Raw genomic sequence first — 18,598 nt, 5'->3', positions numbered from 1 at the left:
TATGAATATGATGAATGAAATGATCTCCGCACAGACCGAACGCAGTTTGGAAGACTACCTTGATATGGCGGTACGCCAGCGCTGGGTTATTCTGGCGATCACTCTGGTTGTGTTTGTTGCAGGCATGTTGTGGTCGCTCTCCAAGACCCCGGTTTACATGTCCGCCATGACGGTGCAGTTCCAGAGTGAAGATACGGCGATGAGCAATAATGCAGGCATGAAGATGGGCAGGGGCGGCTTCCCCGGCTTTCAGCAGCAGGACAAACTCGATTCAAAGATTGCAGTCATCAAGTCGTTGCCGGTGGCGGTGCGTATTGTCAAAGAGTTGAAGCTGGACCGCGTTACCACGCTGGTGGCGGGGCGCTCACTGTGGATGAAGATCCGGGATCGTATCAAGGGGGTCATCGGCATGGATGTGCCGCTGACCCATGTTGATTTGGGCGAATTTTTACCGCCAGCAGACAAAGCCTATGATTCTCTGGTGATTACTTTTCTTGATGAGGGGCATTTCCGCATTGAAAACCCGCTGACCGGTCATGCTCTGGATACGGTTCAGGGCAGAGAGGTGGAACTCGATGGTTTCAAGCTCTCGATCAGTAGCTGGCATGGTCCTGTAGGAACTGTCTACAGCATTGGCAATCGGCCGGCGGAGCCCATAGCCAAGGGTATTCGTGCGCGCTTGAGCGCTTCGCAGAGTAGTAGCGATATGTTGTACGTCACTTTTACCGATAATGACCGTTACAGATCTGCAGCGGTACTCAAAGCCCTGGCCTCGGTTTACGGCGATGAGGAGATCGCGTTCAAAGGCGGTCGCTTGCAGAAAAAAATCGACTTTCTCGACAAGATCCAGCAGCGGGTGCAGAGCGACCTGAACGAATTGCATGCCAATACCAACTCGTCCAATCTGATGCAGGATATGCAGGGTGAGGTGTTGCTCGGTCAGGTTGAGGGATTAAGCAAACGCTGGGCCGAAGCGTATGGAGAAATTAAGCAGACCCGTTTTATTTTGGATTATCTGGCCGGGATCAGCGATGACAAGCTAGAGGCAGCCATGCAGGTGCTTGATGTGCCTGAAAGCATGAGTGCTGCGTTTAGCGAATTAAGTTCAAAAATCAGTAAGTTGCAGGCCAAACGCACACTGTTGCGCCGGGGGGTTACCGATAAATTTCCCGAAGTGGTCAAGCTCGACCGTGAAATCGATATCCTCAAGGGGCAGGTCAAGGAGTTGCGTAAGCGGGTCAATTCGTCACTTGAACAGAAAATTGCATTTCTTAAGCAGCGCATGAATCAGGAACTACTGGAGACGAAGCGGGAGCAGAAGGCCGGCAATGCCGAGGCATTGAGAAGGGCGTTGGAGCGCAAGGGGCAATCGACTGCGCTGACGGCACTGCTGCAACGAGTGCTTGAGAGCAAGCAGCAGGATAGCATTGATCAGGCGATCCTGCTCTCCGATGTGCGTGTCATTGAGCCGGCTGAGGTGCCGTTTAGGCCGATCCTGCCCAACCGCTTTAATGATGCAATCAAGGCGTTGCTGGCTGCTTTGGCCCTCGCCCTTGGTGTCGCATTCCTGCGTGAGAATATGGACCGCACGATCAAGAGTCTGGCGGAGCTGGAAAGCAAGTCAGGTCTGGCGGTATTCGGTACACTGCCGTTCAGTGCGAGTGAGGCGGGTAACCGTAACAGCCTGATCACGATGTCCAAGCCCCGCTCGCCGGAGAGCGAGGCCTATCGAAGTTTGAGAACCAATATCCAGTTTGCCAACCTGGAGAAAACGATCAAAACACTGATTATGACCAGTGCTGTGCCGGGCGAGGGCAAAACGACAACGACCTGCAATATCGCTGTCACCATGGCTAATTCCGGCTTGAAGACGTTGCTGATCGATTGCGATATGCGCAAGCCGCGTGTGAATGAATATTTCGGACTGGAGCGCCATTCTGGGTTGAGTGATATCCTGATTCACAGCCAGGATTGGCATGAACTGGCGATGCCGACAACGGTCGAAAATCTAAGCGTAATTTCCTCAGGCTCGATTCCGCCCAATCCGTCCGAATTGCTCGGCTCCAAATCGATGAGCGCTTTCCTTGAAGAGATCAAGGAAGAGTACGAGATGATCCTGCTTGACGTGCCGCCGGTGCTGGTAGTAACCGATGCCGTGTTGCTCGGACCGAAGGTTGATGGCCTGTTCCTTGTTGTGCGCGCGAATCATGCGCCGATTGATGCGGTGCAGCGTGCCATTACCCAGCTTAATACCGTACATATCAAGCCGGTTGGTGTGATATTCAACGGCTTCAAGGTTTCATCTGTTTACGGCGGCTATGGCTATAAGAAGTATGGCAGATATGGCGGCACGTATGGCGGCTACGGTGGCTATGGCAGCAAATACGGCTACTACAGTCACGATTACGGCGAAGATGCGGAGAAGAAAGATGAAAGTTAATAGTTGCAAGTTACAAGTTACAGGTTGCAAGTCGGCTGACTTTCAACTTTCAACTTTCAGCTTTCAACTGTATTTATGAAAACAGCTCTGATTCTCGGTATCTCCGGTCAGGACGGCTGCTATCTGGCCGACCTGCTGTTGAAAAAAGGTTACCGGGTGCATGGCACATCACGCGATGTAGACAGTCGTTCATTCACTAACCTTGGCAAACTAGGTATTGCTGATCAGGTGTCACTGCACTCGGCCTCGCTGGTCGACTTCAGGAATCTGTTGCAGGTGATTACCCAGGTTGAGCCGGATGAAATATATAATCTGGCCGGGCAGACATCGGTTGGTCTCTCTTTTTCGCAGCCTATGGAGACCATGGAGAGCATTGCCCTTGGCAGCTTGCAGGTACTGGAAGTAATGCGCTATCTCAATGCTCCGATACGGCTCTACAATGCCGGCTCCAGCGAATGTTTCGGTGCTGTCCGCGAAGGCGCTCCCAGTCACGAGGCCACACCATTTCACCCGCGAAGTCCCTATGCTGCAGCCAAAGCGGCAGCCTTCTGGGCTACGGCCAACTACCGGGAGGCCTACGGCTTGCATGCCTGCTCGGGTATCCTGTTTAATCACGAGTCTCCGCTCAGACCCGCCCGATTTGTAACCCGTAAGATTGTCGCTACAGCGTGCAGTATCGCCGGCGGCAGCAAAGATAAGCTACGGCTGGGAAATATGGCTATCCGTCGCGACTGGGGCTGGGCACCGGAGTATGCCGATGCCATGTGGCGCATGTTGCAGCTGGATTCACCGGAGGACATCGTTATTGCCACTGGCGAGAGCCATTCGCTGGAAGAGTTTGTCGCACTGGTATTTCAGACACTGGACCTCGACTGGCGTGAACATGTTGAGGTGGATGAGTCGCTCTATCGTCCGTCGGACCTGATGTTCAGCGAAGGCGATCCTTCCAGAGCGTTTGAGCGTCTGGGCTGGAAAGCGGAAGTTCATTTCGCAGAGTTGATCCGGCGCCTGGTAGAGGCGGAGTTGAAAAGTTCAAAGTTACAAGTAGCAAATTAATGGTAACGAGCTGGAAAGTTGAAAGTGACAAGTTTACAGGTTTCAACTTTCAACCTGGAACTTTGGAATATTAGTTAATGAGCAGCTTTGAACGCTTTGAAGATATCGATGCATGGAAAAAGGCTCGTGAGCTTACCAATGAGGTATATGCGCTGACCAGGCTGGATGACTTTTCCAGAGATTATGGTTTGAAGGATCAGATTCGTCGCTCATCCGTATCCATCATGTCCAATATCGCTGAGGGATTTGAGCGTGGCGGTGCTAAAGAGTTTTCGCGTTTTCTGACTATCGCCAAAGGTTCGGCCGGCGAACTCAGATGTCAGCTCTATATCGCAACCGATCAGGGTTATCTTGATATGGCGCAGTCTGGAAAGTTGATCAGCGAAGTATCTGAAATCAGCCGGATGATCGCCTCTCTGATAAGATACCTACGCAGTAATAAAGAGTCCTGTTGAAAGTAGAAAGTAGCATGTTGAAAGTAGCAAATCAGGGGAAACAATTGAATGTCGGTAACCAATGGAAAAATATCCATGTTTAACAACTTGAAACTTTCCACTTTCAATCTGGAATTTCCAACTTTCAACTTTCAACCTGGAACTTACAACTGATGTCTTATGTCTTAGTCACCGGCGGAGCCGGATATATCGGCAGTCATGCCTGCAAAGCGTTGGCAAAAGCTGGCTATACGCCGGTGGTGTTTGATAATCTGGTTTATGGCCATGAATGGGCGGTGCAGTGGGGCCCGTTTGAGCGCGGTGATCTGGCCGATGAAACGCGGCTGAATGAAGTGTTTGCCCGGTACGATTTCGCCGCTGTCATGCACTTTGCCGCCTATGCCTATGTCGGAGAATCGGTCGGAGAGCCGGGCAAATATTATCGCAACAATGTTGCCGGTACGTTGAATCTGCTGGATGCCATGCGCAGGCACGGCGTGAATAAAATCGTGTTTTCCAGCACCTGCGCCACCTATGGCGAAGCCGAAGTCATCCCGATTCCGGAAACGCATGCTCAGCAACCGATCAACCCTTATGGCGCCTCCAAACTGATGGTAGAGCGTATCCTCAAGGACTATGATTCTGCCTACGGCCTCCGTTTTGTAGCCTTGCGCTACTTCAATGCGGCCGGAGCAGATCCGGATGGCGAGATTGGTGAGGATCACGAACCTGAAACGCATCTGATACCGCTGGTTCTGGATGCCGCAGCAGGCGTCAGGGATTCAATTATGATCAACGGTACGGACTACGATACGCCTGATGGCACCTGTATACGGGATTATATACATGTGACCGATCTGGCGAATGCGCACCTGCTGGCGTTGCAGGCTTTGTTGCGCGGTGAGCAAAGCCGGGCTTACAATCTGGGCAATGGCAAGGGTTACTCCATCAGGGAGCTTATCGAGGTTGCAGCTAGCGTGACGGGTAAAGAGATACCTGTTCAATACGGTCCCCGGCGCCCGGGTGATGCGCCTGCTTTAGCCGGCGATGCTGCGGTGATATCGAGAGAGCTGGGCTGGCAGCCGACCCTTGGCGCTCTGGAAACCATCATAGAAACCGCGTGGAAATGGCATATGAAAAAGTTGAAAGTTTCAAGCGAGAAAGTAGAAAGTTAGAGCCTTTACTGCATTTTACTTTCAACTTTCAACCGCATTACCTGTAACTTATGAACGGAGTGAATTCCTTGAACGATTCAGCAACAGATTTACGTAAACACAGAACGGTAATCAGGCCCCGTACGGGCTGGATTCCTGTGCGCTGGCATGAGCTGTGGCACTATCGTGGTTTGTTGTGGGCTTTTACCTCCCGGGATATCAAGGTGCGATATAAGCAGACGCTGCTCGGCTTTTCCTGGGCGGCACTTCAACCGATCATGTCAATGGTTGTATTTACTGTCATATTCGGAAAGCTGGCTGGTTTTGATTCGCTGACCGGAGATGTGCCTTATCAGCTGGTTGTCATGGCTGGGATTCTGCCATGGAGCTTTTTCCAGGGTGCATTGGGCAGGGCAGGTAACAGCTTGGTGGCCAACCAATCCATTGTTACAAAGGTGTATTTTCCGCGGCTATGGATTCCCCTTTCAAGTTTGGGCAGCGGCATGGTTGATTTTCTAATCGCATTGTTTGTGCTGTTTTTGTTAATGATGTACTACGGATTCTATCCTTCGGTGTCATCGCTGTTAATTCCTGTTGTGATGCTCGGAATTGCCTGCCTGAGTGTTGGCATTGGTATGATTTTCTCAGCCATCATAGTCAAGGTTCGCGACTTCGGCATGGTACTGAGCTATATTACTACGTTCTGGATGTACCTGACGCCTGTTATGTATCCGGCTGAAGTTGTATCAGAAAAATGGCGCTGGCTGCTCGATTTCAACCCGATGTATGGATACATTAACTGTTTTCGTTCGATTCTTCTTGAGCAGCCCATGAACTGGATAAGCCTGTTCTACTCGGTTGGATTCAGCATTCTCTTTTTGGTGGTCGGGCTTTTCTATTTTACGCGTGTCGAGAAGAATTTTGCAGATGTGGTGTAGGGGTAGTTACAAGTTGAAAGTTAGCAGGTCAGTTCAAAGTTATAGGTTGAAAGTTGAAAGCTCATCGCAATTGTCTGCAAACATTCAACCTGCAACTTACAACTTTCCACTCAGCCGGAGGCTGCCATTATGTCTATGATTAAGGTTGAAGGCGTTTCGAAGAAATACCAGCTTGGACATATCGTCAGCTCAAAAAATCTGACCAACCCGTTCAAACGGGGATTGCAGCGTCTGACGGGACGCTCCATGCAAGAGGAAGTGGCCGAGGAGTTCTGGGCCCTACGGAATGTCAGTTTTGATATTCAGCAGGGTGAGGTAGTCGGAATTATCGGTAAGAACGGTGCAGGCAAGTCCACGCTTCTCAAAATTCTATCCCGTATTACTGATCCGAGTACGGGCAGAATTGAGCTCAATGGACGCGTCTCCAGCCTGCTGGAGGTAGGAACAGGCTTCAACCCGGAACTGACCGGACGAGAGAATATATATCTCAACGGCGCTATTCTCGGTATGTCGCGTAAGGAGATTCAGTCAAAATTCGATGAGATCGTTGCATTTGCCGAGGTGGAGAAGTTTCTCGACACACCGGTGAAACGATATTCATCAGGCATGTATGTGCGTCTTGCATTTGCCGTGGCTGCGCACCTTGAACCGGAAATATTGATTGTTGATGAAGTGCTCGCCGTTGGTGATGCAACTTTCCAGAAGAAGTGTATGGGAAAGATGCAGGAAGTTGGCAAGCAGGGGCGAACGGTACTGTTTGTCTCCCATAATATGGGCACCATCAGTCGCTTATGTAATCGGGCAATACTGTTGAATCAGGGCGGTGTTGTTGCCGATGGCCCAGTTCACCACGTTATTAAAAGCTATTTGCAGGAGGGTACGGGGACCGGGGCATGGGCCCGGTGGGATGATTCTGCCACGGCTCCGGGCGATGATGTGGCTCGACTTTTAAGTGTCAGGGTCTGTTCTGAGGACGGCATTACCTCCGAACGGGTCGATATTCATAAGCCAGTTGGCATTGAGGTAGAGTACGAAGTGTTGAAGTCAGGTCATGTGCTTCAGCCAAACTGTCATTTTTTTAACAGTGAGGGTGTATACGCTTTTATCTCAATAGATAACAAATCTGAACACTGTGACCTGCCCAAGGAGCTTGGGCGCTATAAGAGCACGGCGTGGATCCCCGGGAACTTGTTGGCTGAAGGAACGATGCTTGTAGGTGTGGCTCTGACCACGTTTGAACCGCAGTGCGTACATTTTTATGAGCAGGATGTGGTTGCCTTTGAAGTAGTGGACAATGCATCAGGGGACTCTGCAAGAGGCGATTATCATGGGGACTTACCCGGTGTGGTTCGTCCTCAACTGGTTTGGGAAACATCTGTAAGTCAAGGAAAAAGGCCTTAGCATGAAAGCAGTTATTCTTGCAGGTGGCTTGGGAACTCGAATCAGTGAGGAGACGCACCTTAGGCCCAAGCCAATGATTGAGATTGGAGGTAAGCCAATACTTTGGCATATCATGAAGGTATTCAGTGCCCACGGTATCAATGAATTCATTATCTGCCTGGGTTACAAGGGTTATATGGTAAAAGAGTATTTTGCCAACTATTTCCTGCATATGTCGGATGTAACCTTCGATATGAATGATAACTCGATGCAAGTGCACCAGAATGCGGTCGAGCCTTGGAAAGTAACGCTTGTCGACACTGGCGATAATTCGATGACCGGTGGTCGATTGAAACGAGTCGGTGAGTATCTGGATGACGAAGCGTTCTGTTTCACCTACGGCGACGGAGTCAGCGATGTCGATATCAGCGAATTGATCCGTTTTCACCAGGAGCAGGGCTGTCAGGCTACGGTCACAGCTGTGCAACCACCCGGGCGTTTCGGTTCCATGGAGATCACGCATGAGCTCAAGGTAGGCTGTTTCGAAGAGAAACCGCATGGCGATGGCGGATGGATCAATGGCGGCTTCTTCGTGCTTTCACCAAAAGTACTTGAACGTATCGAAGGAGATGCGACCTCATGGGAACTCGAACCGCTGAAGGGGCTGGCATCAGAGGGCGAGCTGGCAGCATTCCGGCACCACGGTTTCTGGCAGCCCATGGATACGCTGCGCGACAAGACGCAACTTGAAGAGCTGTGGTCTTCCGGCAGTGCGCCATGGAAGGTGTGGAGATGAGGTTGCTTTGCGGCCAATTCGCGGTTGCAGAGCAACATTGTCAGTCCATTCAGTTCCCATGATGGCGAGTGTTAGCCGAGATAAATGCTACCATCATACCCGCCTGCAATAGATGATACCTGCTAACCAATACTTGAACTTCAGGAAATAGTTTATAATGAAATGCCGTCACTGTAAGTTGCCACTGCAGCATGTTTTTCTCGATCTGGGATTTGCGCCGCCATCCAATGCCTATCTAAACCCGGCGGATTTGCATGCGCCTGAGCTCTATTTTCCGTTGAAGCTGCATGTTTGTGATAGCTGCTGGCTGGTTCAGACCGAGGATTATGCGCGTTCGGATGAGCTGTTTACTAAAGACTACGCCTATTTCTCATCGACCTCATCCGGCTGGATGCAACATGCCGCCGACTACTGCGATATGATCAGCGACCGACTGCATTTGGATGAAGAGAGCTTTGTGATCGAAGTGGCATCAAACGATGGCTACCTGCTGCGCAATTTTGTCGAGGCGGGCGTTCCCTGTCTGGGGGTTGAGCCGACAGCCAGTACTGCCGATGCAGCAGAGCAACTGAATATCCCTGTGATGAGGGAGTTTTTCGGTCAGTCACTGGCTGAGAATCTTGTTGCCGAAGATAAGCAGGCTGACCTGATTCTGGGCAATAATGTCTATGCCCATGTCCCTGACATCAATGATTTCACCATGGGGCTAAAAACTGCGTTGAAGCCGGGCGGCACAATCACACTGGAATTTCCACACCTGCTCAACCTTATTCAGCTTAACCAGTTCGATACGGTTTACCATGAACACTATTCCTATCTGTCGCTGTATAGCGTACAGCGCATTTTTGAACGCGCAGGTTTGGTTGTATATGATGTGGAGCAGCTGCCTACCCACGGAGGCAGTCTGCGGGTTTACGGTTGCCATGCTGATGCCGGTTTCGAGGTCCGTGCTGCCGTGCATGCCGTTCTGGCTGCAGAGCTTGCTGCCGGCATGCGAGGACTGGATGTCTACCTGGCTTTCCAGCCCAAGGCAGATCGTGTGAAAAACGATTTGTTGTCGTTTTTGATTGAGCAGAAGCGCTCGGGGAAAACGGTTGCCGCTTATGGTGCTGCGGCCAAGGGTAATACATTGCTTAATTATGCAGGTGTCAAGCCCGACCTGCTGCCGTTTGTATGCGATGCAGCTGCCGCCAAGCAGAATAAATTTATGCCCGGCAGCCATATTCCTATTCTCGCGCCGGAACATATCCATGATCAAAAGCCGGACTTTATTCTGATTTTACCGTGGAATATAGCCGATGAGGTGATGGAGCATAATAAGGCTGTCAATCAGTGGGGTGGGCGCTTCGTGACGGCTGTACCGCATTTGCAGATTTGCGAATGAGCGATTTCGAACTGCGGTTGCTCAATTTCGGCCGCCGAAACCCAGATACACTGCTGGAGATATTTTGAGTCAACGGGAGATTTTTCGAACAGCAAAGCTGCCGGTTTTTCAGAACAAGATGTTTGCAACGGCTGCCGCCGCACAGTCATGCCCGACGGGCGACCTGGTGCTGGTACAGGACATGGATAGTGGCTTGATATTCAATGCCGCGTTTGACCCGTCGCTACTGGTCTATGACAGTGACTACCAGAATGAACAGGCACACTCCGGTGTGTTTCAGTATCACCTGCAGGATGTAACGGAGATTATTGGTCGCCACTTTCATGATAAATCGCTGATTGAGGTAGGTTGCGGCAAAGGCTATTTTCTTGAACACCTGAAACATCAGGGGCACCGCGTGACCGGTGTGGACCCGGCCTATGAAGGTGATAGTCCCGATGTGTTACCGGTCTGTTTTGAACCCGGCGTCGGTATTAAAGGGGATGGTATTATCCTGCGCCATGTTCTCGAGCATATGGTTAATCCTGTCGAGTTTCTGGCTCAGGTGGCCGAAGCCAATGGCGGGCAGGGGCTGATTTATATTGAGGTTCCGTGCTTTGACTGGATATGTAGCTCGCGAGCCTGGTTTGATCTGTTTTATGAACATGTGAACTATTTTCGTCTGGACGATTTTTATCGTATGTTCGGTAATGTAGTTGAGGCAGGGCATATATTCGGCGGTCAGTATCTCTATGTAGTAGCCGAGCTGGCTACGTTACGGACACCGCAGTTGGGCAGGGGCGAATCGCTCGAGTTTCCTGCTGATTTTCTTGCCGATATCGATGCCTGGTCCGGCCGTATTCTGCAGCAACCGGGCAGGCAGCATGCAATATGGGGCGGAGCCTCCAAAGGGGTGACCTTTGCCCTGTACATGCAACGTGCAGGTTCTCCGGTGGATATGATCATCGATATCAACCCGGCCAAACAGAATAAATACATTGCCGTTACCGGGTTACAGGTGTTGTCGCCCGAGGCGGCCATGGAATCGTTGTCGGAGTCGGCGAATATGTTCGTTATGAACTCGAATTATTTCGACGAAATCGTCAGGCAGTCGAAAAATAAATACCATTATATCAAGGTGGATCATCATGAGTTTTAAGCAAGAGGTCGAAGTGCGTGTTGAGGAAAACGGCCATAATGAGGAATTGAAGGCCAGTGCAGCCGGTTTTATGCGTGCATCGTTGAAGCCTCAGTACTCCTACAACTTCAGCTGGTTGGGTCGACCGATCATCCAGTATCCGCAGGATATGGCGGCAATGCAGGAGATTATCTGGAATGTGCAGCCGGATCTGATAATTGAAACGGGTATAGCCCACGGCGGTTCGCTGATCTTTTCCGCCTCGATGCTGGAGTTGAACGCCGCCTGCGGTGGTAACCCGGATGCAGCAGTTGTTGGCATCGATATCGATATTCGCCCGCATAACAGGCAGGCGATCGAGGAGCATCCGATGTTCAGGCGCATTACGATGATCGAGGGTTCCAGCGTTGCGCCGGAAATTGTCGGGCGCATTCACGAAATGGCAAGCGGCAAGCAGCGGGTGCTGGTGTTCCTTGATTCGAACCATACGCACGAGCATGTGCTGGCTGAGTTGAATGCCTATGCCGGTCTGGTAACGGCGGGCAGCTATTGTGTTGTTTACGATACCATTGTTGAGGACACGGCAGAGGAGTGCCCGTCCGACCGCCCCTGGGGCAAGGGTGACAACCCGAAAACCGCTGTATGGGAATACCTGAAGAGCCATCCCGAATTCGAGATCGACAAGGCTATCGAAAATAAGGTGCTGATCACCGTAGCACCTGATGGCTTCCTGAAACGGGTGGCCTGAGGTCAGCAGCGCCGGATTGTTTCAGTGAAGATTTGAAGTGAGCATTATGCAACAACAGCCGCTGGTTTCGGTCGGTATCCCCAGCTATAGCCGTCCGGAAGGGTTGCGGCGAACTCTGGAGTGCATAACCCGACAGACCTATCGTCATCTTGAGATTATCGTTTCGGATAATTGTAGCCCCGGTGATGCGACGGAACAGGTGGTGCGGGAGTTTATCGGGAAAGACCCGAGAGTGCGCTACTACCGGCAGAAAAAAAATATCGGCGCGGTGAATAATTTCGGTTACCTGCTTGAGCAGTCTGCAGGCGCATATTTTATGTGGGCGGCGGACGATGATGCATGGGAGCCGGAGTATATCCATGCCATGCTTGAACTGCTTGAAAAGGATGAAAGTGCCTCGGTTGCATTCTCTTTCTTCGATGTTCACGATACGGCTACGGGAAATGTGACAGACAGGTATAACGACTATCTGCTCGAACTTCCGTCCGACGATTTATACACGCGGCTGAAGCAGTTTCTGCTTCAGCCTGTCGAGCACGGCAAGGCGAATATTATTTACGGCCTGATGAGCAGGGAAACGGCGCTCGCTGCATGGCGCAGTGTGATCGGAAAACAAAGCGGGAAAATCATGCCATGGGCGATTGATATACTGTTTGTGTTTTATTTGTTGAGCCGAGGCAATTTGGCAATCGAGAGAGTGATTCTCACGCATACCTCGCAGCAGCCCGACTCGGTGGGTAATCAGGAAATCGATAAGGCGCTGAGTAACAAGCTAAGGCTTTATAAGTTGCTGAGGAATTATTATCACGGGTTTCGCAAGACCATCAGGGTCAGTGAAGATCTGGATATGAAACAGAAAAAACAGCTTTATCAAATTCTTTCCGGGCAACAGAAAGAGTCAATGCAGTGGATGGTTTTCAAGCCGTTTGAGAAATCCTGTTATGGGGCCTATATACAGCTTCGAACGCGACTCAGCAGGTATAAACGCAAGGCCGGTCTTTAGCTGCAGTCGGTTTTTCCGGAAAAGGTAATAACACAACTCTGTATTCGGGGGCCATATTGGTTTGCTCCCAAGGAATGATATGATTCATAAACAGTTATTGAATAACCTGAGAGGTATCAAGGCGGGGATGCGTAAGTATCTGTTGTCTGTCGTGATGGAACGGGTGCTGCATTCGCCTAAAACCTCCTACTCCCAGTCCGGTGAGGATATGATTATCCGTCATGTCTTTAATGCGCTGGGCGTCTCCAATCCGTCCTATATTGATATCGGGGCGCACCATCCGTTTGAGTTGAGTAACACGGCCTGGTTTTATGAGCATGGCAGCAGGGGAATTAATATCGAGGCGAATCCCTTACTGATGGCGCCGTTTCTCGAGTACAGAAAGCATGATGTCAACCTGAATGTCGGCATCATGGAGGAAGCCGGCGAGATGGACTTTTTTATCATAGATCCGCCGTCATTGAGTACATTCTCCGAGTCGGAAGCAAAGCGTATCGAGCGTGAATACGGCTATGCTATCAGGGAGATAAAGAAAATTCCGGTAACCACTGTGCAGCAGGTATTCGAGCGTCACCTGCCAGGTGGCCACTTGCCGGATTTTCTCAGTATTGATGTCGAAGGCTTTGAGGGGCCTATTTTTCGCAGTATCGACTTTGATACATGGTCGCCGACAGTGATCTGTTGCGAGACAGTTGTGTTTGAAATGAAAGGGATAGCCGGAAAAAACAGCGAGATCGTCGACTTTCTGACTGCCAGAGGCTATATGGTTTATGCGGATACAGGGATTAACACGATCTTTGTAAAGAAGAGCACCTGGGAAAACAGGTAACCAGGGCAGAGAGGCTTCCTGAATGATTATTGTTCAGTTTACCGGCGGGCTTGGTAACCAGATGTTCCAGTATGCACTCGGCAGAAGGCTGTCGTTGCTGCATGACGTCGAGTTGAAGTTCGACCTGTCATTTTATCAGCATGATATCTTGCGCGATTTTATGTTGGATCGATTTCAGGTTAATGGCCAGGTGGCAACAGAAAAAGAGATCGAGGCATATACGAACACCCCGATTTTTGCACTGGATCGGCCTCTGCTCGACCGTTTGGTTCGTTGGGGATTATACCGGGGGATCGTCTCTGTTTCGGATGAGCCACCGGGGAAGCAGGCGCTGATGGTTTATAACAGCCGTGTGCTACAAGCACCCCGTAACACCTATGTGCAGGGGTACTGGCAAAGCGAGAAGTATTTTATGCCCATCCGGCAGAAGCTGCTGGATGACTTTTCTCTTGTTGATAAGGCGGATCAGGCAAATGGCGCCATGCTGGAAAAAATACGCCAGTGCCATTCAGTCAGTCTGCATGTTCGCAGGGGTGACTATGTCAGCAACCCGCTGACCAATCATTCACATGGTACATGCGGACTTGAGTATTACGAAAAGGCAATAGCGTTAATTGGATCGAAAGTAGACGATCCACATTTCTTTGTTTTTTCAGATGACCCGGAGTGGACGCGTGATCATTTGAAGTGCCGGTTCCCAATGACATATGTTACATGCAACAGTGCTGACAGCTGTGAATGGGATATGGAACTGATGAGGCATTGCCGTGATCACATTATTGCCAACAGCTCATTTAGTTGGTGGGGGGCATGGCTGAATATGAATCCGGATAAGGTAGTGGTTGCACCTGCAGCCTGGTTTAATAATTTTTCAGCTGACACGAGTGATCTGATTCCGGACTCGTGGGTCAGAATATAATGTTGGTTTGGTAAGAGTTATGCCCTCCAGTTCAACAGAGCTAATCAGCGTGATTATAAGCACTTACAAAGGCGGTGAACTACTGCAGCGGGCGATTGATAGCCTGGCAGGGCAAACCGATCGTGGTTTTGAAACCATTGTGGTCAATGATTGCTCCCCTTGCGAAACGACGAATGCTGTTTGCAGGCGTTTTGAGGAGCAGGGTGTTGCCCGGGTGATCTGGAGAGCGAAAAATGGTGGCTTGTCGGCAGGCCGCAATGCCGGGATCAAGGCTGCAAAAGGTGAAATTGTTGCCATGCTCGACGAGGATGACGAGTTTCCCCAAACTGCAATTGCGGACATTCGCGCTGCCTTTGAAAAACACCCCGAGGCAGATTTTGTCTTTGGCAACTATATCTGGGTTGATGTTGATGCAGGCAACCGACATATCATCGATACCAGTGTACTATGCGATAAAAATGGCTGGCTTGTTCCGAAGCGATTGGTTGAAAACTGGATTATGCTTGGCCACAGCCCGTGCAGAAAAAAACTTTGGCGGGCTATCGACGGATATCGCCAGTGTTATTCGTACGACTTTCAGGATGGTGACTTCTGGATGCGCGCGCTTGATCGTGGCTTTCGAGGTATGCATACCCCGGCGAAGATCTATCAGTGGAACCAGGCGGGTACAGGCATGTGCAGTGGCAACGAGCCACGCATGCGTTATTTCATGTCCAGAAACATCCGCTATTATGAAGGCGTGGGTGAGCAGAAGCAGCTGTGGGGAAAACTGGTATTCCACTACATGGTGAACAGAAATGATCCTGTTGTCAGGGCGGAGGCTCGGGAAGTATGGCGCTACCTGCTGCCGCGGGAGTTGAGTCGTGTCGCTGTCTTTATGAAGTTTTCGATGCTCATTGCCCTTCCGCTGTTTCTGGACAAGCTATTGTTTGGCAGGAGTAAGGAAGCAGGGCATCTATAAGTGTATTTACTCCGGCAGCGACAGGTTTATTCGGGCTTGCTGGAAGGAAAAACTATTTTGAGCGGGCAAGAGCCCGCATCATAAGCAGATGTGACAATGCTTCCTGCTTATATGGATTAACAAGTGGAGTTTATTTGTGAGTGATTTCAGGGATAAAGTTATTCTCATTACCGGCGGTACCGGCTCTTTCGGCCATGCATTCCTGGACAGGATCATGCATGAAGGCTTCCGGGAAGTACGCATTTTCAGCCGTGATGAAATGAAACAGGAACAGATGCGAATCGCGCTGAAGAATGACAGGGTCAAGTTTTACATTGGCGATGTGCGCAGTCGTGAAAGTGTCGATAATGCGATGAAAGGTGTTGATTATGTTTTTCATGCCGCAGCACTCAAACAGGTTCCCTCCTGCGAATTTTTCCCGATGCAGGCGGTGCAGACCAATGTGATGGGCAGCCACCATGTCATTGAATCGGCGATCGCTAACGGCGTAGACAAGTTGATCTGCCTGAGCACGGACAAGGCTGTTTATCCTGTCAATGCCATGGGTATTACCAAGGCGCTGATGGAGAAAACGGCACAGGCAGCGTCGCGCAAATTGTCAGAGGGCGAGACCGTCGTTTCCTGCGTACGCTACGGGAATGTGATGTGCTCTCGCGGTTCTGTTATTCCGCTGTTTATCAAGCAGATCAGGGAGGGGAGCCCGATCACGATCACCGTGGCTGACATGACCCGCTTTCTGCTGCCGCTGCGTGAGGCGATCGATCTGGTTGCATTTGCTTTTGAACATGCGCGCCAGGGGGATATCCTGATTCGCAAGGCTCCCGCATGCACGGTGGCCGACCTTGTTACCGCATTAAAGAATTTGTTTCACTCCGATGTGGAGGAACGCATTATCGGCATGCGTCATGGCGAGAAAATCTACGAAACGCTGGCGACCCGTGAGGAGTTGAGCAAGGCCGATGATATGGGTGAATACTTCCGCATATCCATGGATGATCGCGACCTGAACTATAACAAGTATTTCACCGAGGGAGACTCCGGTAATGCTTCACTGCAGGACTATACATCGCATAATACTTACCAGCTGAGCGTGGCGGAAGTTGAGGAGCTGTTGCTCTCGCTGCCCGAAGTTGCCGCAGAGTTGAACCAGTAGTGGCTGATATGATCCGGGTTGGGATTACCGGTATAGACGGGCTGATTGGCTGGCATTTGCGGGTGTATTTGCATGCGCAGCCGGATGTGGAGGTAACAGGGGCGGACCGGACTACCTTCAGCAGTGATGAAAAGTTACGTGACTTTGTCTCCGGTTGTGATGCGATAGTACATCTTGCCGGAATGAACAGAGGCGATGATGCTGAAATTGAGAGCACGAATATCCGGCTGGTGGAGCAGTTGATTGCAGCCTGCACCACTGCGGGCAAGAGCCCGCATCTGCTCTTCTCGTCATCGACGCACGCGACAGGCCAGAGTCCCTACGGGCGCTCAAAGCGCCACTGCTCGGAGCTACTGCAGCGGTGGGCGGAGCAGAGTGGTGCCGTTTTCACCAACCTGATCCTGCCGCATATCTACGGGGAGGGCGGTAAGCCCTTTTATAATTCCGTGGTTTCCACATTCTGTTACCAGCTGGCGAACGGTGAAGTGCCGGAAATAAAGCAGGATGGCGAGTTGTCACTGTTGCATGCCCAGGATTTGAGCGCCATGCTCTGGCAACTGCTGCAAACCCCGAAATCGGGTGATCAGCGGTTGCAGGGTTCTGCTATGAAGGTCAGCGAGCTTTTGGCACGATTGCAGAAAATTGCCGGTGATTATCGGGAACATATCCTCCCCGACATGTCCGAAACTACCGATTTCCGGCTGTTTAATACCTATCGATCCTACCTGTTTCCGACCCATTATCCGGTGACGTTAAAAATGCATGAGGATGCCAGAGGTGCACTGACCGAGGTGGTCAAAACACGACATGGCGGGCAGTGCTTTTTCTCCACGACAAAAGCGGGTATCACCAGAGGTAACCATTACCATACAGGTAAGGTTGAGCGTTTTCTGGTGGTCAAAGGCAGAGCCACGATTCGTTTGCGCAGAATGTTTTCAAGCCAGATTCATACCTTCGATGTGGATGGCGGGCTGCCGCAATATATCGATATTCCAACCTGTTATACGCATAATATTACCAATACCGGGGATGAAGAGCTTGTCACGATTTTCTGGTCACACGAGATTTTTGACCCTGCACATCCCGATACATTCATGGAAGTTGTATGAGCGATATAAAGAGAATGAAAGTTGTAACCGTGGTGGGAACGCGGCCTGAAATTATCAGGCTGTCCCGCGTGATTGCCTGTCTGGATCGCAGTGTGGATCACAAGCTGGTTCATACCGGGCAAAATTATGATTACGAGCTCAATGAGATATTTTTTCAGGAGATGGGCATCAGGAAGCCCGATTACTTTCTCAATGCAGTCGGTGCATCGCCTGTGCAGACCATCGGGCGGATACTGGAGACGATCGATCCGGTACTGGAGCAGGAGGCGCCAGATGCGATGCTGCTGCTGGGGGATACAAACAGCTGTCTGGCTGTGATCGCGGCCAAGAAAAGAAAAATACCGATTTTCCATATGGAGGCGGGCAACCGCTGTTTCGACCAGCGTGTACCGGAAGAGTCGAACAGGAAGCTGGTCGACCATTTAAGCGATATCAATATGCCGTACAGCAGCCATGCGCGCGAGTATCTGCTCCGGGAGGGATTGCCGGCAGACCGTATCATCAAGACCGGCAGCCCGATGCATGAGGTGCTGCACCACTACAGCGGTAATATCGAAAATTCATCCGTGTTGTCACAGTTGCAGCTGAGTCCGGGTGACTATTTCGTCGTCAGTTGTCATCGCGAAGAGAATGTTGATTCCGACAGCAATATCCGTCGTTTTGTACATGTGCTCAACAGTCTGGCGGAAAAGTATGACAGAAAGATTATCGTGTCGACCCACCCGAGAACGCGGGCGCGACTGGAGAGCCTGGGTGTCGAGTTGCACAGCCATGTTGCGTTGCTAAAGCCGCTCGGCTTCTTTGATTATGTGCACCTGCAGATGCATGCATATGCCGTGCTTTCGGATAGTGGTACGATCACCGAGGAGTCATCCATCCTCAACTTCCCTGCACTGAATATACGGGAGGCCCATGAACGCCCGGAAGGTATGGAAGAGGGCAGCGTGATGATGGTGGGGCTGGATCTGGCCCAGATATTGCAGGCGCTGTCGATTCTGGAGACTCAACAGCGGGGCGAGCAGAGAAACCTGCGTCAGGTGGCCGACTATGCGCCACTGAATGTATCGGAGAAGGTGGTTCGGATTATTGTCAGCTACACCGACTACATCAACCGCAATGTCTGGAAAAAACATCTGTAAACTGCGCTGTTCGGAATATAAGTGTATCTACCGTCAAT

17 protein-coding genes are annotated in these 18,598 nt (G+C 50.8%); all 17 read left to right on the top strand.

All coding sequences use genetic code 11. From position 1 onward, the window contains the following. Nucleotide 1 precedes the first annotated feature (1 nt). The 17 genes from SPV1_RS00180 (at nt 2) to wecB (ending at nt 18,560) form a co-directional block, all read left to right on the top strand. Entirely contained in the window at nt 2-2,440 is a 2,439-nt protein-coding gene (locus tag SPV1_RS00180; protein WP_009849042.1) for a polysaccharide biosynthesis tyrosine autokinase, read from the top strand. A gap of 75 nt (nt 2,441-2,515) precedes the next feature. Further along, nucleotides 2,516-3,496, top strand: a complete 981-nt coding sequence (locus tag SPV1_RS00175; protein WP_009849041.1) for a GDP-mannose 4,6-dehydratase — start codon at nt 2,516-2,518, stop codon at nt 3,494-3,496. Nucleotides 3,497-3,573: 77 nt separating this feature from the next. Next, entirely contained in the window at nt 3,574-3,951 is a 378-nt protein-coding gene (locus tag SPV1_RS00170; RefSeq protein WP_009849040.1) for a four helix bundle protein, read from the top strand. 152 nt (nt 3,952-4,103) lie between these two features. Next, complete coding sequence (gene galE, locus SPV1_RS00165) at nt 4,104-5,105, top strand: UDP-glucose 4-epimerase GalE (RefSeq protein ID WP_009849039.1); 1,002 nt, start codon at nt 4,104-4,106, stop codon at nt 5,103-5,105. A 68-nt stretch (nt 5,106-5,173) separates the two neighbouring features. Further along, nucleotides 5,174-6,022 carry an ABC transporter permease gene (locus tag SPV1_RS00160; RefSeq protein ID WP_050754695.1) on the top strand — a complete coding sequence of 283 codons (849 nt, stop codon included), beginning with the start codon at nt 5,174-5,176 and terminating at the stop codon, nt 6,020-6,022. Between the two features lie 135 nt (nt 6,023-6,157). Then, the gene (locus SPV1_RS00155; protein WP_009849037.1) at nt 6,158-7,423 is read left to right on the top strand and encodes an ABC transporter ATP-binding protein; all 1,266 of its coding nucleotides are present in this window, start codon (nt 6,158-6,160) and stop codon (nt 7,421-7,423) included. A gap of 1 nt (nt 7,424) precedes the next feature. Further along, nucleotides 7,425-8,198, top strand: coding sequence for a glucose-1-phosphate cytidylyltransferase (rfbF, locus tag SPV1_RS00150; RefSeq protein WP_009849036.1), 774 nt, complete (start codon nt 7,425-7,427; stop codon nt 8,196-8,198). Nucleotides 8,199-8,355: 157 nt separating this feature from the next. Then, nucleotides 8,356-9,582 (top strand): class I SAM-dependent methyltransferase, encoded by a 1,227-nt coding sequence (locus SPV1_RS00145; protein WP_009849035.1) that lies wholly within the window; start codon nt 8,356-8,358, stop codon nt 9,580-9,582. A gap of 64 nt (nt 9,583-9,646) precedes the next feature. Beyond that, the gene (locus SPV1_RS00140; RefSeq protein ID WP_009849033.1) at nt 9,647-10,720 is read left to right on the top strand and encodes a class I SAM-dependent methyltransferase; all 1,074 of its coding nucleotides are present in this window, start codon (nt 9,647-9,649) and stop codon (nt 10,718-10,720) included. After that, complete coding sequence (locus SPV1_RS00135) at nt 10,710-11,447, top strand: cephalosporin hydroxylase family protein (protein ID WP_009849032.1); 738 nt, start codon at nt 10,710-10,712, stop codon at nt 11,445-11,447. The genes SPV1_RS00140 and SPV1_RS00135 overlap by 11 nt, the downstream gene beginning before the upstream one ends. 46 nt (nt 11,448-11,493) lie before the next feature. Next, the gene (locus SPV1_RS13875; protein WP_009849031.1) at nt 11,494-12,450 is read left to right on the top strand and encodes a glycosyltransferase family 2 protein; all 957 of its coding nucleotides are present in this window, start codon (nt 11,494-11,496) and stop codon (nt 12,448-12,450) included. A gap of 79 nt (nt 12,451-12,529) precedes the next feature. Then, a complete protein-coding gene (locus SPV1_RS00125) occupies nt 12,530-13,279 on the top strand; it encodes an FkbM family methyltransferase (protein WP_009849030.1) in 750 nt (249 codons plus the stop codon). A gap of 22 nt (nt 13,280-13,301) precedes the next feature. Next, complete coding sequence (locus SPV1_RS00120) at nt 13,302-14,198, top strand: alpha-1,2-fucosyltransferase (protein ID WP_009849029.1); 897 nt, start codon at nt 13,302-13,304, stop codon at nt 14,196-14,198. A gap of 7 nt (nt 14,199-14,205) precedes the next feature. Next, the gene (locus SPV1_RS13870; protein WP_152909236.1) at nt 14,206-15,159 is read left to right on the top strand and encodes a glycosyltransferase family 2 protein; all 954 of its coding nucleotides are present in this window, start codon (nt 14,206-14,208) and stop codon (nt 15,157-15,159) included. Nucleotides 15,160-15,295: 136 nt separating this feature from the next. Continuing rightward, entirely contained in the window at nt 15,296-16,312 is a 1,017-nt protein-coding gene (locus SPV1_RS00110; RefSeq protein WP_009849027.1) for an SDR family NAD(P)-dependent oxidoreductase, read from the top strand. A gap of 8 nt (nt 16,313-16,320) precedes the next feature. Then, nucleotides 16,321-17,421 (top strand): polysaccharide biosynthesis C-terminal domain-containing protein, encoded by a 1,101-nt coding sequence (locus tag SPV1_RS00105; RefSeq protein WP_040881552.1) that lies wholly within the window; start codon nt 16,321-16,323, stop codon nt 17,419-17,421. Nucleotides 17,422-17,426: 5 nt separating this feature from the next. Beyond that, the gene (wecB, locus tag SPV1_RS00100) at nt 17,427-18,560 is read left to right on the top strand and encodes a non-hydrolyzing UDP-N-acetylglucosamine 2-epimerase (protein ID WP_040881551.1); all 1,134 of its coding nucleotides are present in this window, start codon (nt 17,427-17,429) and stop codon (nt 18,558-18,560) included. The last annotated feature ends 38 nt before the right edge of the window (nt 18,561-18,598 follow it).

The sequence above is a fragment of the Mariprofundus ferrooxydans PV-1 genome (assembly GCF_000153765.1).
In the GTDB taxonomy this organism is placed as follows: Bacteria; Pseudomonadota; Zetaproteobacteria; order Mariprofundales; family Mariprofundaceae; genus Mariprofundus; species Mariprofundus ferrooxydans.
Note: the sequence above shows the minus strand (reverse complement) of the source record. Positions and strands in the feature narration are given on the sequence as shown.

Coding starts and splice junctions, on each gene's coding strand:
- SPV1_RS00170 (WP_009849040.1), top strand. CDS start 3,574: ATGAGCAGCTTTGAACGCTTTGAAGATATCGATGCATGGAAAAAGGCT.
- SPV1_RS00135 (WP_009849032.1), top strand. CDS start 10,710: ATGAGTTTTAAGCAAGAGGTCGAAGTGCGTGTTGAGGAAAACGGCCAT.
- SPV1_RS00105 (WP_040881552.1), top strand. CDS start 16,321: ATGATCCGGGTTGGGATTACCGGTATAGACGGGCTGATTGGCTGGCAT.
- SPV1_RS00125 (WP_009849030.1), top strand. CDS start 12,530: ATGATTCATAAACAGTTATTGAATAACCTGAGAGGTATCAAGGCGGGG.
- SPV1_RS00145 (WP_009849035.1), top strand. CDS start 8,356: ATGAAATGCCGTCACTGTAAGTTGCCACTGCAGCATGTTTTTCTCGAT.
- SPV1_RS00180 (WP_009849042.1), top strand. CDS start 2: ATGAATATGATGAATGAAATGATCTCCGCACAGACCGAACGCAGTTTG.
- SPV1_RS00155 (WP_009849037.1), top strand. CDS start 6,158: ATGATTAAGGTTGAAGGCGTTTCGAAGAAATACCAGCTTGGACATATC.
- galE (WP_009849039.1), top strand. CDS start 4,104: ATGTCTTATGTCTTAGTCACCGGCGGAGCCGGATATATCGGCAGTCAT.
- rfbF (WP_009849036.1), top strand. CDS start 7,425: ATGAAAGCAGTTATTCTTGCAGGTGGCTTGGGAACTCGAATCAGTGAG.
- SPV1_RS13875 (WP_009849031.1), top strand. CDS start 11,494: ATGCAACAACAGCCGCTGGTTTCGGTCGGTATCCCCAGCTATAGCCGT.
- SPV1_RS00120 (WP_009849029.1), top strand. CDS start 13,302: ATGATTATTGTTCAGTTTACCGGCGGGCTTGGTAACCAGATGTTCCAG.
- SPV1_RS00175 (WP_009849041.1), top strand. CDS start 2,516: ATGAAAACAGCTCTGATTCTCGGTATCTCCGGTCAGGACGGCTGCTAT.